Raw genomic sequence first — 14,968 nt, 5'->3', positions numbered from 1 at the left:
AAATGTCATTCGGAGATCGCTCGATTTTATAAAGTTCTTAGTTCATGGACTTTAATTGAAAGATTTTTCCTAGAACATGTCAATTAGCAGCGTGGCATGGCTATTAATTAGTTTAATAAGCAGAAATAAATTTCGCGCACAGTTTTAAATTAATGATAGGATCAATATGAGCGACAAAATTACTTTTAAAGAAAAGTTCGGTTACGGACTTGGTGACTTGGCTTCAAACCTCTTCTGGATGCAATTTATTTGGTACCTGAATTACTTCTATACAGATGTTTTTGGACTTGCCCCAGCCGTACTAGTTACTCTTATGGGCGTCGTTCGTATTTGGGATGGTTTTAATGATCCAGCTGTCGGTATCATTGCTGACCGTACTGAGTCGCGTTGGGGTAAATTTCGCCCCTATCTACTTTTTGGTGCTGTTCCATTCGGCATCATTGGTATACTTATGTTCACGACACCCAACCTCTCTGCGGGAGGGAAACTCACGTGGGCCTACATTACTCACGGGGCTTTTGTGCTCATTTATACTGTGGTAAATATTCCTTATTCATCACTTATGGGAGTTGTTTCCCCGGATTCAAAAGTGAGAACAAGCTTTTCTCAATGGCGTTTTATCATGGCTTTTTCTGGCGGTATTATTGTTCAAGCAACGACTCTTCCTATGGTGGCCCACTTTGGGAGTGGAGATACATCAGTAATTGAAGCAAAGATTGAAACAATTGATAATAAGCAAGTGATTTTAGTTAATGAAGTGGGGAATGGTGCATCGCGAATTGAAGCGACTGCAAAGCTTCCAGGTTATGAAGAGCCCAGTACTTTCCAGAAAATCCTTATGAAAGTTGCCAATGTACCTGACTCAAAAAATGAAGGTAAAATTTACAAAAGTAAGAAAACTTATTACATCAATAACGAAACCTATTTCTTAGAATCAAAGATTCTTCACAAAGGTGAACAAGATCAGCTCTTCCTCGATAAAGATTTAAAGAACGCGCACAAAGCAGGCAGCGATACAGAACCTTTTGCCCAAATTAAATATTGCCTAGAAGGCTTCAAATCCACATCTGTTGATATGGGTACAGTTTTTAAGAAAAATAAAGATACCATCTCTGATGAAATGGTTCCTGTAGATCTTACCGGTGCCGACATTTCCATTGAAGTGATTAATGAACAAAATGGTTTCCAATGGGCGACAACGGTTTTTGGTATCTCGGCAACATTGATGTTCTTAATTACTTTCTCGACAACCAAAGAACGTGTAAAACCACCTAAGCAAGAGAAAAAGACTCCACTGAAGACTGATATTAAAGATTTACTGACAAACAAACCTTGGCTCATTCTCTTTGCACTAGGTATCATCACACTTTTCCACGTTTGTTTAAGAAATGGTGCGATTATGTACTACTTCAAATATGTTGTGGGTAATACGGGTGTTGTGCCTCTCTTCATGCTTTCAGGCACAATTGCCAACCTTGTTTCCCTCGCCGCGGTCGGCTTCCTCGAAAGTAAACTAGGGAAGAAAAAAGGTTTTGCCTTGTTAATGATTATGACGGCTATCCTAACATTTGTTTTTGGCATGATCTCTCCAGAAAATATCGGCATGTTATTTGCCGTTAATATCGCAATTAACCTCATGTTTGGTCCTACAGCAGCACTCGTCTTTGCGATGTATACAGATGCGGCCGATTACTCGGAATGGAAGACGGGACGTCGTGCAACAGGCCTCGTGATGTCGGCTTGTACAATGGCACAAAAATTTGGTTACACACTTGGTGGCATGCTCACCATGGCGGTTCTCGTTTGGATCGGATTTGAAGCTAATACAGTTCAGTCACAAGAAGCCCAAGATGGTATTTCCGGTATGGTGAGCTGGATGTCGGCAATCCCATGTGTACTCGGCTTTGTCCTCATGCTTTTCTACCCACTCACAGATGAGAAGCTTAAAGGCATAAGTGAAGACTTAACAAAGCGTCGTGAAGAAAGTGAAGCTTCAGAGGCAACAGCCGAAGCCTAATTAAGCTCACATAAATTTTAAAGGCCGAACTCATGAGTTCGGCCTTTTTTGTTTTTACTCAACTAATTTTGTTATCACCATAAGGAAGAGTAAGTTCTGAGTGTATGGAGAGAAAAATGAATCGACTTGAATTTGAGGATGATAAAAATTAGCGTAGCCGAGGCTATTTACCGAACTATGACGCTAGTGATAAGTATCAAATGATAACTTATCGTTTGGCAGATGCTTTACCCAAATCTGTGCTGAGGGATTTGGGTGATGGGAGCGCGGGCGTCTCGCCCGCACAAAGAAATATAGAAAAAAGAAAGTGTTTAGAAAATTATCTAGATCAAAGTTATGATTCATGTATTTTGAAAAAGCCAGAGTGTGCTCAGCTAGTTATTGATGCATGGCGATATTTTGATGGTCAACGTTATAACTTATTGGCATACATGGTGATGCCAAATCATGTACATGTCTTAATAAAAACATATGAAGCTTATAGTTTAAAAGACATTGTACATTCTTGGAAATCTTTTACTTCACATGAGATATATAAAATTTTAAAAGATGATTGTGCGGGCGAGACGCCCGCGCTCCCAGCAGATAAATCCTTGGAACTTATAGACAAGAAATATTTAAAGGGCAAGGTTTGGCAAGAAGAGTATTGGGATCGGTTTATTCGTGATCAAAATCATTTAAACCGTGCAGTTGAATATATAATGAATAATCCAGTAAAAGCAGGTTTATGTAAGAGAACTAATGGATGGAATTGGTCAGCTATTTTAGTTAATAAACAAGGATTTAAAGGCTTTTAAGATCTTGATTTAAGGCCATGTATTCTTTCAGTAAGTCTTGCTTGATTTGCGGATCTTGTTCGCTTAATAATTTTTCTTTGATGACTTCATACTTCTGTTCAATCGATGCTTTACTGATTTGATTGAGGCAATCATTGATTAATTGCATCAGTTCATCAAAGTCATCACCCTCGGTACTCCTAGAGTGATAAGAAGATATTTTATTTTGTTTTATAACAAGTTCATAAACATTGGGGTATGAATTGGCGAGATCCTGTGAGCAATCTTTCCAATTGCCCATCTCAATATGAGAATTGATAAAGTGTAGGGCTAGAGAAGATTCGCTTGTCTCAGGTTCAAGATCCATGGTATTTTCAAAAACCAAATTCGCAAAAACTTCCTGACTTAAGGCCAAGGCAATGAGCTCAATTTCGGCAACGGAGCGCTTTGATATTTTGTTAAGTCTGAGAGGAGGGGGTGCGACATTTTGGGGAGCTTGTTGGAATTCCGCCTGGGGCTTCATATACTGCTTATGATCGCGCTTGTTGTAAACGAGGTAGCGCAATTGTTCACTTATCGCTTGAGCGTCGAGCTGAAGTTTACTGGCTAAGCGGAGGTGCCAATCACCCATGAGGACGTTGGGCATCTTAGCTAAAATGTCTAGAAGAAATTCACTGATTTTGACTTTTTCTTGTGAAGGACTCGAAGGCCCGTAATCAGAGAGGATAAAATCCACAAAATTCATGCCACCCGAAAGTTTTTCTTTGAGGACTTCGGCACCTTGTTCACTTAAAACCGTGTCGGGGTCTTCGCCTTCTTCAAGTGAGATGATCTCGGGAATGACGCCCTTGGGAAGTAAAATATTTAAACATTTGACGGCAGCTTTTTTTCCTGCATTATCGGCATCAAAACAGAGCTTAACGTGTTTTGCGTAACGCGCAATCATCGAGGCATGTTGATCAGTAAAAGCTGTGCCTTGTGCGGCAATCGCATTTTTGACTCCCGCACGGTGGCAGGCAATGACGTCGAGCTGACCTTCGCAAATGACAAAATGCTCGCTTTCTTTCAGGTGTTTATGGGCAATGTGAAGCCCGTAGAGCACGTTACCTTTGTGAAAAACGGGAGTTTCGGGGCTATTGATGTATTTGGCGGCTTTACTATCCTTTTCGAGTACTCGTGCCGAGAAAGCAATGACGCGTCCACTGATGTCCTGGATGGGGAACATGAGGCGATTGCGAAAGCGGTCGTAAGTTTTTCCCTGTTCATTTTGCTTAGTGAGGCCCGCAGTAGCGAGAAGTTCATCAGAAATCGAATGTTGCTTGGCCCATTTCATTACGGCATCCCAAGAATTGGGAGCATAACCGAGGCGATAATTATTGATGACTTCTTGATTGAGTCCGCGATTTTGAGCGTATTTTAGGGCTTCTGCACCCTGAGGTAATAAAAGTTGCTGCTTGAAAAAGTTTGTGGCTTTATCGAGGACATCGAAAAGCGCTTCTTTTTCATTTTTTTGCTTGAGACGTTCTTCGGGGCTTTGTCCTTTGCCCCATTCTGGTAAAATGACATTGGCCCGCGAGGCGAGTTTTTCTAGTGCATCGCGAAAGTCCAAGCTCTCATATTCTTGTACGAATTTAAGTACGTCACCACTCGCGCCACAGCCAAAGCAATGGTAGAATTGATCGTTTTGGTTGACGTTAAAAGAGGGCGTTTTTTCGTTGTGAAAGGGGCATAGGCCTAAGAAAGTCGGGCCATTTTTCTTTAGCTTAACATGAGCGCCAATAATATCGACTATATCATTGCGGTCTTTAACTTGTTGTTTAGCCCTTTCGAAATCCTGAGACATTCTTACTGCAGGCCCTGTAGCTGCCTTAAGCGACGTTCAACGGCGGGTATCTGTGGATCCTTTGTTCCCTCAGTCATTTTGAGGAATTTGGCATAACGAATGCGAGCCAGTTTAGGGACCTTATAAATCGTGTCGAGGGCAATAGCTGCATTGAGTGTGGTACTAGGATTTCCTGGAGCGAGGGTATCTGCTTTTTGTAAAAAGGGCATGATATAATTTTTATTACCTTCTCGGGTGATTTCTTTGATTGCCACATGATTATAAAAAACTTCGTCTCTTAGTTGTTTTCTACCCATGAGGTATTTGAGTCCCTTGGCAGATTTGATGTATTTCTCAATATCATAGGAACCATCAGCTTTTCGGCAGTTGTTGATTTCTGCAAGCATCAGTAAACGCAAGGGGATGGGGTTATTTAAATCGTTTCTGTAAGCTAAATCAAGAGCTTTGATGGCTTCGGGATAATCGCCTCGTTCGAGGTAGATTCTGCCAATCATGGCCATGATTTGTGGGTCGGGAGTTGAATCGGTTGGGTAGGCCTTGAGAATGAACTTCTCCACTTCCTGGTTTAGGCCACGGCGATTTTGCACATAGGCATAAAGAGCGTAAATGCGTGGGTGTTCCTCGCCGAGGTCGAGCATGCTTTTGAGTTGGTAGGCAGCTTTTTCCCAGTTGTTCTCTTCGAAAAGCTTTTCAACTTCAGCTAAAGCTTCTGTTGCATCGGGGCGTTGACACGAAGCAAAGAAAATTGTGCTGAGGAGACTTAGGGCGAAAAGCTTCGAAGCGAGAAAGAACTTTCTTGAAGGTGAATTCATGAGGGCCTTACCTTCTCCTACGGTTTTGTTTGTAGCCGTTGCCACGCACAGCTTGTTTGAGTTGCTTCTTTTCTTTTTTACCTTCAACAATAATCACGAAGTTGAGCTTAGGAGGTAGTTTCTCTGCTTCAGCAAGAATAGTGGTCGCATTATCATAAAAAAAGCATTCGTGTTCACCACTAATGTCGATGGCAAGAACAAACTTCTTTTGAACGTCTAAAACTGTCTTCAAGCTCTCGAGAATATGCTTGATTCTGTAGGGGGTATCCATGATCAAGAAAGGGTGACCTGAACCGGAGAGTTTGCGAAGTTCTTTTTCTCGAAGTTCTTGATCGCGAGAAAGGAAACCTGCAACGACGATACCCTTGACGGTGAATGGGCAGGCAGAAATGGCTGCCGTCACCGAACTGGGTCCAGGGATAACCTGAATTTGGGCTTTCACCGACCAAGCGGATTTGAGTACGGGTGAACCAGGGTCTTCTAGTGTGGGGCAACCTTGGTCACTCATGTAACAAACGGTTTCGCCACGTTTGAGGGCTTTTTCAACTTCACGAAGAGTGTGGACTTCGTCTTGCTCAGAGTATTTCCAGTATTCACGGTGAACTTTGGCAGCTTTTAAAACGGCACGAGCAGGGCGATCTTCTTCGAATACGAGCATGTCACTATCTCTTACAGCATCTAGGGTGCGCTTCGGTATGTCGTCGCTATTTCCGATGGCCCCAGAAGCCATGATTAGTTTTCCTTTCAAATGAAGTTCTCCAGTTGTTCTTTCGTGATTATATTTGTTTTTGCTTTCATAGCGGCGAATTTGAGAATAAAGGCAATTTCTAGCTCGTTGCCTTGGCAATCATAAAATGCGAGGTGAGCCCCGTTTTCGAGTTGGAGGTCTTTCTTACTCGACTGTTTACAGGCTTCTATAAAATAGTGTTCCACAATATCGGCAATATCTTCGTGGTGCTGAAGTACAGGTAACAATTGCAAAATACTGTTTTGGAAGATGCTTCTAAACATAGGATGTAGAATGCCTTGAGCAAGGGCTTCTTCGAAAGCTACCTTAGTCGTGCAAATTAAGCGCGTGTCGATAGGCTTACTATCGTGTTCATTGATTTTTCCAGAGGCAATAAATTCGTAAATCTTTTTCTGGCTAGCCAAATCGAGTTTATCGATGTTTTCAATCAGTAGCGTGCCTTGATTGGCTTGAGTGATTTTACTTGCGGCACCAAAAAGTTGTTCGTAAATGGGAAGACCACTCGTGTCTTCACAATTTAGGCTTATGAGTCTCATGTGTTGACGACTACTATTTCCATGAATGATATTTGCGACTTCCGCAAAGTCATTGCCTTCGTGACCCTCAACGAGAATGGGTGAGTCAAGACTCGAGTAGATCTCGATCTTTTTCATCAATTTTTGAACGTATTCTGAGTGACCTGGAAGTGCAAGGATTTTACTTCCTTCGGAATCTGCAGTGACAGTTGTGTTAAGGAGTTTGCAAAGTAGAAGACCCGCGTGCATACAGATAAGGCGTGCAAAAGCAAATTCAGTATTTGTGATGACTTGGTCGAGCTTGCTATCAATATAGATGAAACCGATAGGCTTCTTCTGTGAGTTGAATAAGGGTGCAGTTAAGATGGAGCGCACTCCGTGGCGCATGAGTTGATTCGAGTCGACAAGTTTTGAGTTGGAGACGTCGCGGATCATAAAAGAGCAACCTTCATTCAAGGTCTTTCTCATGAGGTCTGAACTCATACGTAAGTTATCATCATCACCAGTTGCTAGGGCAATGTTACCTTCATTATCATCCTTGATGACGGTGAGATAAATTTGGCTGCATTGAATAGAGGATTGCAATGCGTCATTGAGAGCTTCGTAGACCTCCATTTCATTTTTAGCGGCGTTTACAGCTAGATTTGTCAGGACAACTTTTTTAAGCCATTCACTACTGAAGTCGTCGTGGATCGCAGAATTGATTGAGGCACTCGGAGTGAGTTCAATGAAGTCTTCCACTGAAGTCGCCGTGCGATTGGAGGAACCTGAACGTGTTGAGGAACTCGAGGGCGTGGGAATCTTTCCGCCGATAGCTAAAGTTTTATTTCCTGCAGAAGTATTTTGGGTAGGTGGTGAGCTTGGGTACGAGTCATCGGAGAAAATGAGGTCAACTTTACCGATGGTAATTTTGTCTCCAGTCCTTACTAAGCCTTTTGCAAGCTTTGAACCATTAATAGCTACACCATTGCAGCTTGCCATGTCGACGAGTTGATACTGGCCAGTTCCATGGAGGTTGATTTGTGCGTGATGACGAGAAACACTTACATCGTCGACAAAGATATCGGCAGCTGACAAGCGGCCAATAATATTTTCTTTTTTAAGTGAATAAGTTTGCCCATTGTCGAGTCGAATTAAGTTCGCCATTGGTACTCCATAGAAAGGTTTTCAATTGTAATTTATAGTACGTTAATTTATATGAGTAAAAGCGACCATCAAGCCGAGAATTTTTTATCTAAGGAGTTTTGTTTGCCGACTTTAAAAATAAATGCCTTGCGTGATAGTAAGAGCCGAAAATAATTTTAATTAAACAAAAGTATCCAAAATGAACGATATACCTGATTTTATTAGTGTTGATGAAGATTTTGCTTCTCTCTTTGAAGAAAATTCTAGAAGTATGAAAATTGAATTTAAATCGGGCGAAGCCGTTAAAGGAAAAATTACTCTAATTGATAAAAGTTCTATTTTTGTTGACTTTGGTGCTCGTTGCGAAGGTATAATCCCACTCGGAGAAGTACTCGATAATAAAGGCGAACTCGAACTCAAGGTTGGCGACGAAATTGAAGCATGGGTGCTTAATGACCGCGGTGGTGAAATTAGCCTTACAGTGAAGCTCTCTGGCGATGCTCTTAACGAAACTTTTGAAGCAGCATACTCTGAGAAAATCCCGGTAGAAGGTAAAGTTATCGAAGAGCGCAAAGGTGGTTACACAGTAAATCTCAGCGGTAATATGGCCTTTTGTCCTTACTCACAAATGGATTCACGTCCTGGTGATGCCTCACTGTATCTCGGTCAAACTTTTAGTTTCTTAATCACAAAAATTGACGATCGCGGCGCCGTAGTATCTCGTCGCGATTATCTCAAGATCCTCGCGGAAAAACAAAGAGAGAAACTCCAAGAAGAACTCGTAGAAGGCGACGAAATCGAAGGTGTGATCCGCCGCATAGAACGCTTTGGCTTCTTTGTCGACTTAGGTGGCGTTGACGGACTTGTTCCTGCATCAGAAGTTTCTTGGAAGCGCAATGTTGACCTTAATGAATTTGTTTCTGTTGGCGACCAGGTCAGTTGCAAGATCTTGGCCCTCGATTGGGAAAAAGGTAGAATTACTCTTTCTCTCCGTGCTTGCTTACAAGACCCATGGGATTCTGATGAACTCTTTAATGGTGCAACGTTCGAAGCAAAAGTGAGTTCGGTTCAAGATTTTGGCGCATTTGTCGAGTTAATTGAGGGCGTTGATGGACTTCTTCATATCAGTCAATTTAAAGGTATTCAACCACAAATTGGCGAAACGCTCAAAGTGAAAATTGATTCCGTTGACTTTGATCAACACCGCATTTCTTTAAGCCTTCACAAAGGCGAAGTCGGTGAAGCAGTTGAAATAGTGGAAGCTAAAGAACTAACCGGTACAGTTGAAAATATCAAGCCTTATGGCGTTTTCATGGGACTCTCAGATGGTCGTAGTGGTTTACTTCATGTTAGTCAATTAGATGTACCAAAGAGCGGTGATGCCACAAAAACTTTAGAAAAGAACTACGCCAAAGGTTCTGAACATAAGATTGAAATTCTCAAAGTAGAAGCTGGCAAGATTTCTCTCTGTTTACCTGGTAAAGCAGCTGCAGCAGAAAATACATCAAAGCTCCTTAACGACCTTCACAAGAAGAGTAACTCTGGAAGCTTTGGTAGCTTAGGTGGTATGTTTGATGGTTTAGATCTCTAAGATTTCTTTGCCACTCATAAAAAAGCGAGGTAGTTTGACTTCGCTTTTTTTGTGTCCAAGCAAAAAAAAGTCCGCAAAAATGCGGACAGTTTTAAAATGAAGTGGGTTCTTACTTTAAGAAAGCCAGGGCTTGTTGCTTGGCAAGCTCTAGGGGTTCACTCGTTTTATTAATGTAAGACGAGACCACAGCACCTTGGTAGAGGCTCATGATTAACTTTGAAGTTGCATCGGCACTCGGGTGCTGAAAGTCATAGAGCTTCATATCTATGGAGTGACGAATGTTCTCATAAGCATCACGAACAATTTTAACGAATTCAGGGTGCTCATTGCCCAGTTCTAAAGCAGAACAGAGCAGGGGGCAGGCTCGATTATTTTCTAGTTTACTTTTCTCTATCGCAAGTGTGAAGAAGTTGTTTATACACTCTTGCGTTTCGCGAGAAGCGCAAATTTCATTAAACTTATCAATGCTTTGCTTTGAAATGAACTCTAAATAAGCCTTAATGAGACCATTTTTCGATTCAAAATATTTATAAAGAGTCATTTTAGCCACGCCCGAACGTGCACTTATTAGGTCCACACCACTAATATTTATCCCCTGCTCATTAAAGAGAGCAATAGTTGTATGAAGAATTTTGTCATACTTCAACTTACTGTTTTTGCGCATAATCTGACTCAATTGTTAGTTTTTCTTTGTACATATAAGTTTAATTTTAAAAGGAAAAATCTGATTTTCAATAGCTTACGACGAAAACCCGCCTTTTTTTTATTCATGTTTGATTTGATTATTGGCGTGAGGTGACTAATCTAGCGACGATTTTTATAACTATATATAATTAAAGAGAAATTAAATGAGCCAAATTAGAAATGTCGCGATCATTGCGCACGTTGACCATGGTAAGACAACACTTGTAGATGAGATCCTCAAGCAGGCACAAGTTTTTCGCGAAAATGAAGAAACTGAAACATGCGTACTCGACTCTAATGATCAAGAGCGTGAGCGTGGTATTACAATCCTTTCAAAAATCATCTCCGTAAACTACGGTGGATGTAAGTTAAATATCATTGATACTCCTGGTCACGCCGACTTCGGTGGTCAAGTTGAACGCGTACTCAAAAAAGCAGACTGTGTATTGCTTCTTGTGGATGCGGCAGAAGGCCCCATGCCTCAGACGCGTTTCGTATTAAATAAAGCGATTCAGCTTAACCTTCAGCCAATTGTTGTTATTAACAAAGTGGACAAAGATGATGCGCGTTGTGACGAAGTTCTCGATGAAGTCCACGATCTCTTCTTTGAACTCGGTGCTAGTGAAGAACAAGTTTTCTGCCCAGTATTCTATGGTTCTGGCCGTGATGGTTGGTTCGCCGACTCTCCAGAAGGATCACAGGAAGATATCAAGCCACTTCTTAATTGCATTGTAAATGATATTAAGCCTCCTGCGCAAATCGAAGGTCCAGTACAGCTTCAAATCACAACAATTGACTACAGCTCTTACGTTGGTCGTATTGGTATTGGTCGTGTTTACCGTGGTACACTCGATAAAAATAAGCCAGTTATGACGATTGCAGATGATGGAACGCAAATTCGTGCCAACATCAAACAACTCTTTGTTTTCGATGGTCTTGGTCGTCGTGAAGTTGAGTCAGTTGAGTGCGGTGATATTTGTGCAATCGTTGGTTTAACTAACTGTGATATCGGTTTAACCGTTTGTGATGCCGAAGAGCCTGAAGCACTTCCTAAATTAGAGCTTGATAAACCAACCTTATCCATGCTTTTCCGTGTTAACGATTCCCCATTATTCGGCCAAGAAGGTGAGCTCGTAACGAGTCGTCAGGTTTCTGATCGCCTCTTTAAAGAAGTTGAAAAAGACGTGGCACTTGAAGTTGAAGATGTGAATGGCGAAGCTTTCCGAGTTTCTGGTCGAGGTATTCTTCACCTCTCAATCCTTATCGAAAGTATGCGTCGTGAAGGCTATGAACTTTCAGTTTCTCAGCCACAAGTTATCACGCGTGACATCGATGGTGTAAAACATGAGCCAATCGAAAACCTTTCAGTTGAAGTTCCAGAAGAATCTGGTGGTAAAGTAATTGAAATCGTTGGCGGTCGCCGCGGTGAAATGAAAACCATGGAAACTCGTTCTGGTAGAACGATGCTCAACTTCTCAATTCCTACACGTGGTATCATTGGCCTTCGTAGCCGTTTGCTTACAGCAACTCAGGGTGAAGCAATCATTGGTCACTCATTCGAAGCTTACGAGCCCATGAAAGGTGATTTCCCACACCGTCGTAATGGTGTACTCATTTCTATGGCTCAGGGTGAATCAACAGCTTTCGCCATTGATGCACTTCAGCAGCGTGGTATTTTCTTCATCGATCCAAATATTGACGTATACGAAGGTATGGTCGTTGGTGAAAATAGCCGTGAAGGTGATTTGATGGTGAACGTACTTAAGAACAAGCAGCTTACTAACGTTCGTTCTAGTGGTACAGATAAGGCAATTAAAATTACTCCAGCAAGCGTTAAGAGTCTCGAAGAATACCTCGAATACGTAGGTGCCGACGAGCTCGTAGAATGTACGCCAAAGAATATCCGTTTGCGTAAAAAACTTCTCAAAGAAGTTGAACGTAAGCGTGGATCAAAACTTTCTTAAGAAAGTATAGATTTATCAAAAAGCCCCTGAGTTTCGACTCAGGGGCTTTTTTAGTATGATTTTCATGCGATTATCCCTTAACAAAGAAAACTGACATCGCAGAGTGAAGTTACTTCACTTAGGCCCACTACTAAAATAGCCTTATCTGTTTCTTCCTTCGTTTGTCTTAGGGCATTGCCCTAAGCTATTTAAAGTTTAATGGTTTCACCATAAGTTATATATGCTGTAGATGTATATACATCGCAGAGCGATGTCACTTTAAATAGCCCCACGTGTAATGTGGGTTTTAGTACAAGGGTAAAAACATGTGTGCCTTTAGCTACACGACATAAATAGTCTTCTTGGTTCCATATCTATAGGCATGGTTCATGTTCATTTCTTTGTCTTAAGCTATTTTTAGTCTAGTGGCTCCAACATAACTTATATATGTTAACTATGTAGTTCTTTATTTTGAGTGACGATCCTGGTCGTGCCGAAGGTACGTAGCATAACTGCGCCTACGATTTCAACCATAGGACCTGAGTTCCCCCTTCATTCCGTTCTAAAGGAACGGTACAGTACGCCTATGCGTACACAACAACAGCGAGGTGAAAGACCTCGTCAGGGTTGGCCGTCAGCCCTGTAGTCGAAGCCAACTGCGTCGTTGTGAAACGGGGTGGGTAGTAGGGCCTAGACGAAATACCAGTCCGTAGGATGACGAACATGTTTCGGCCGGTCAGGGTGTCGAGCCTGCTGTGTCATGGCGAAGACCAGAGAGCGGGAGGAAGAGCTGCGTAGCCTGAGGGCGAAGTAAGCCAACTGCTCAAGTTGTACACGCTGAAGAAAGACGGAAAGAAAAGCGGTGTATAAACGCTGACAGGTGATTGGTGATGGAATGGTATGAAGATGTTGTGGATTAAGTAGGGAGACCTGTGTGGTCAGTACGGATTAATCCGCCACGCAGGAGTCAGAGCCCTCATAGTAGCGATGAAGGTGGTGAAAGCCACTGGAGCAAAGGGGGGTAGGAAGGTGAAACTGAGAAGAAAAGAGTAGAAGGAATATAAGAATGTCAGAAATGGCTAAACAAATATTAGGACGAGATGAACGCTTTGTGGAAATACAAGCGTGGGCGTCACCTTCTGTCTGGACGGATCAGATGCTGAAAACTCTTCATAGAGGAGTTGAAAGAGGCAAGTGGTACAGCTTATCAGATAAGTTGATGCGTAAGAATAATATCATGGAAGCTTGGGAAAAAGTCTGCTCAAATAAGGGCAAACATGGAGTGGACATGGTATCAATCGAGCGCTACGAATCAGAGCTGGAGTATAATAATGCTAAGCTTCTCGAAGAACTGCAAGATGGAAGGTATGATCCCAGTGCAGTGCGCCGAGTGGAAATCCCAAAAGGTGATGGTCGAAAGACCAGACCTCTGGGAATACCCACAGTGCGTGATCGAGTAGTTCAAACAGCTCTGAAACATGTGATAGAGCCGATATTCGATATCGACTTCTCGCCCTACAGTTTTGGATTTCGTCCAAAGCTGGGTTGCAAGGATGCACTTAGACGAGTGAATGAATTGTTAAAGCAGGGCTATCTCTATGTTATGGATGCCGACATCCAAAGCTACTTCGATACTATACCACATGAGAAACTCATGAGTCGAGTCAAGGAAAAGATCATTGATGGTAAAATTCTTGATCTGATCGAACAATTCCTCAAAGCCAATATCTTTGATGGACTCAAACATTGGGAACCTGAAGAAGGTACACCGCAGGGAGGAATTATCAGTCCTCTGTTAGCAAATATCTATCTTGATCCCTTTGATCACAAGATGACCGAGGCTGGATTCGAGATAGTGCGCTATGCAGACGATTTCCTGATCATGTGTAAAAGTAAAGAATCAGCCAAAAAGGGCATTGCGCAAAACGCGAAGGTGGATGAAAGCCAATGGGCTGAAACTTCATCCAGAAAAAACGCGAATTGCCGACATGACAGAGAAGTGCGAGTACTTCGAGTTTCTCGGATACCATTTCGAGAGAACGCGAAATACACATCGCATTAAACGTTGGCCAAGGAAGCAGAGCCTGAAGAAATGCAAAGATGCCATACGCAAGAAAACGAGGAGAAGCAATAAGGACTCAATAGAGGACATAATTGCTTACCTTCGGCCAAATCTTCTCGGATGGTATCAATACTTCAAGCACTCCACTGTGTATGCAATGCGAGGTATAGATGAATTTACACGCAGAAGACTGCGCAGCATTATAGCCAAATATAATCGCAAGAAAGGTTCTCATCGCATGATTGATACTCGTAAATACAATAAAGCCTACTTTACAGATCTAGGCTTCTTTTCACTGGAGGAAGCCTGGAAACTGGAATTTCAGTCTCTTCGGAGTAAGCACTGACTGGAGAGCCGTATGCGGGAGAACCGCACGTACGGTTCGGAAGGAGGGGAGACTCCGCAAGGAGTCTTCCCTACCCTTATTAAATGATAAAGTCTCATGGCTTGTCGTATAAACTAATTCAGACAGTTATTTATTCTTGATCTTTTGGATTTTACCCCAAGTCTCTTTTTTGCGCCAAGCAAGACATGAAGGGCAATTTTGAAAAGGAAGAGTTATCCGCAGTTGCGGGCAAGATGCCCGCGCTCCCAGCATAAAAACAAGTCGAGCCTGCGAAGCCGATCTGCCAACTGTTCAAAAAGAACAATCTTAAAACTCCTCTTTTCTATGAGTTCTCCGTGTACTCTGTGGTGAAATACTTTTTGAAATTATTTGCTGAACAAAAACTTCGTGTCTTGGCGCCTTCGCGAGAGAATCGAAAAATCATTGCCCTGTACCAATTTCGTTGGAATAAATAGATAATTTTCACGCCAAGTCGCTAAGCCGCCAAGAAAGAGGTGAAGGATATT

The 14,968-nt window shown here is 42.2% G+C and carries 11 protein-coding genes; 6 read left to right on the top strand and 5 right to left on the bottom strand.

All coding sequences use genetic code 11. The features are described 5' to 3' along the window. Positions 1–166: 166 nt before the first annotated feature. A complete protein-coding gene (locus LNTAR_RS25880; protein WP_007279645.1) occupies positions 167–2,017 on the top strand; it encodes an MFS transporter in 1,851 nt (616 codons plus the stop codon). A gap of 200 nt (positions 2,018–2,217) precedes the next feature. Beyond that, positions 2,218–2,814: an REP-associated tyrosine transposase gene (locus tag LNTAR_RS15350; RefSeq protein ID WP_007279644.1), complete on the top strand. Its 597-nt coding sequence runs from the start codon at positions 2,218–2,220 to the stop codon at positions 2,812–2,814. Here the strand turns inward: LNTAR_RS15350 and dnaG are convergent. From dnaG to LNTAR_RS15330, 4 genes are read right to left on the bottom strand one after another with little or no spacing between them, the layout of a single operon-like run. Further along, positions 2,801–4,636 (bottom strand): DNA primase, encoded by a 1,836-nt coding sequence (gene dnaG / locus LNTAR_RS15345; RefSeq protein ID WP_007279643.1) that lies wholly within the window; start codon positions 4,634–4,636, stop codon positions 2,801–2,803. The two genes, LNTAR_RS15350 and dnaG, sit on opposite strands and share 14 nt — an antisense overlap. 2 nt (positions 4,637–4,638) lie before the next feature. After that, positions 4,639–5,448, bottom strand: coding sequence for a tetratricopeptide repeat protein (locus LNTAR_RS15340; RefSeq protein ID WP_007279642.1), 810 nt, complete (start codon positions 5,446–5,448; stop codon positions 4,639–4,641). A 7-nt stretch (positions 5,449–5,455) separates the two neighbouring features. Further along, positions 5,456–6,178, bottom strand: coding sequence for a 16S rRNA (cytidine(1402)-2'-O)-methyltransferase (gene rsmI, locus LNTAR_RS15335; protein WP_007279641.1), 723 nt, complete (start codon positions 6,176–6,178; stop codon positions 5,456–5,458). A gap of 14 nt (positions 6,179–6,192) precedes the next feature. Then, positions 6,193–7,857, bottom strand: coding sequence for a sigma 54-interacting transcriptional regulator (locus LNTAR_RS15330; RefSeq protein WP_007279640.1), 1,665 nt, complete (start codon positions 7,855–7,857; stop codon positions 6,193–6,195). A 178-nt stretch (positions 7,858–8,035) separates the two neighbouring features. Here LNTAR_RS15330 and LNTAR_RS15325 point away from each other — a divergent pair, with 178 nt between their 5' ends. Beyond that, positions 8,036–9,427: a S1 RNA-binding domain-containing protein gene (locus LNTAR_RS15325; protein ID WP_007279639.1), complete on the top strand. Its 1,392-nt coding sequence runs from the start codon at positions 8,036–8,038 to the stop codon at positions 9,425–9,427. A 109-nt stretch (positions 9,428–9,536) separates the two neighbouring features. Here LNTAR_RS15325 and LNTAR_RS25875 read toward each other — a convergent pair whose 3' ends face one another. Next, positions 9,537–10,091, bottom strand: a complete 555-nt coding sequence (locus tag LNTAR_RS25875; protein WP_007279638.1) for a TetR/AcrR family transcriptional regulator — start codon at positions 10,089–10,091, stop codon at positions 9,537–9,539. Positions 10,092–10,275: 184 nt separating this feature from the next. Here LNTAR_RS25875 and typA point away from each other — a divergent pair, with 184 nt between their 5' ends. The 3 genes from typA (at position 10,276) to LNTAR_RS27980 (ending at position 14,462) form a co-directional block, all read left to right on the top strand. Further along, positions 10,276–12,075, top strand: coding sequence for a translational GTPase TypA (typA, locus tag LNTAR_RS15315; RefSeq protein WP_007279637.1), 1,800 nt, complete (start codon positions 10,276–10,278; stop codon positions 12,073–12,075). 1,045 nt (positions 12,076–13,120) lie between these two features. Beyond that, positions 13,121–14,116: a group II intron reverse transcriptase/maturase gene (gene ltrA / locus LNTAR_RS15310; RefSeq protein ID WP_007279636.1), complete on the top strand. Its 996-nt coding sequence runs from the start codon at positions 13,121–13,123 to the stop codon at positions 14,114–14,116. Further along, complete coding sequence (locus LNTAR_RS27980; RefSeq protein ID WP_238527774.1) at positions 14,043–14,462, top strand: group II intron maturase-specific domain-containing protein; 420 nt, start codon at positions 14,043–14,045, stop codon at positions 14,460–14,462. Before ltrA ends, LNTAR_RS27980 begins: the two co-directional genes overlap by 74 nt. Positions 14,463–14,968: the final 506 nt, after the last annotated feature.

It is taken from the genome of Lentisphaera araneosa HTCC2155 (genome assembly GCF_000170755.1).
Taxonomy (GTDB): domain Bacteria; phylum Verrucomicrobiota; class Lentisphaeria; order Lentisphaerales; family Lentisphaeraceae; genus Lentisphaera; species Lentisphaera araneosa.
This window is presented reverse-complemented; position numbering and strand designations above follow the sequence as displayed.

Coding starts and splice junctions, on each gene's coding strand:
- LNTAR_RS25880 (WP_007279645.1), top strand. CDS start 167: ATGAGCGACAAAATTACTTTTAAAGAAAAGTTCGGTTACGGACTTGGT.
- LNTAR_RS15350 (WP_007279644.1), top strand. CDS start 2,218: ATGATAACTTATCGTTTGGCAGATGCTTTACCCAAATCTGTGCTGAGG.
- dnaG (WP_007279643.1), bottom strand. CDS start 4,636: ATGTCTCAGGATTTCGAAAGGGCTAAACAACAAGTTAAAGACCGCAAT.
- LNTAR_RS15340 (WP_007279642.1), bottom strand. CDS start 5,448: ATGAATTCACCTTCAAGAAAGTTCTTTCTCGCTTCGAAGCTTTTCGCC.
- rsmI (WP_007279641.1), bottom strand. CDS start 6,178: ATGGCTTCTGGGGCCATCGGAAATAGCGACGACATACCGAAGCGCACC.
- LNTAR_RS15330 (WP_007279640.1), bottom strand. CDS start 7,857: ATGGCGAACTTAATTCGACTCGACAATGGGCAAACTTATTCACTTAAA.
- LNTAR_RS15325 (WP_007279639.1), top strand. CDS start 8,036: ATGAACGATATACCTGATTTTATTAGTGTTGATGAAGATTTTGCTTCT.
- LNTAR_RS25875 (WP_007279638.1), bottom strand. CDS start 10,091: ATGCGCAAAAACAGTAAGTTGAAGTATGACAAAATTCTTCATACAACT.
- typA (WP_007279637.1), top strand. CDS start 10,276: ATGAGCCAAATTAGAAATGTCGCGATCATTGCGCACGTTGACCATGGT.
- ltrA (WP_007279636.1), top strand. CDS start 13,121: ATGTCAGAAATGGCTAAACAAATATTAGGACGAGATGAACGCTTTGTG.
- LNTAR_RS27980 (WP_238527774.1), top strand. CDS start 14,043: ATGACAGAGAAGTGCGAGTACTTCGAGTTTCTCGGATACCATTTCGAG.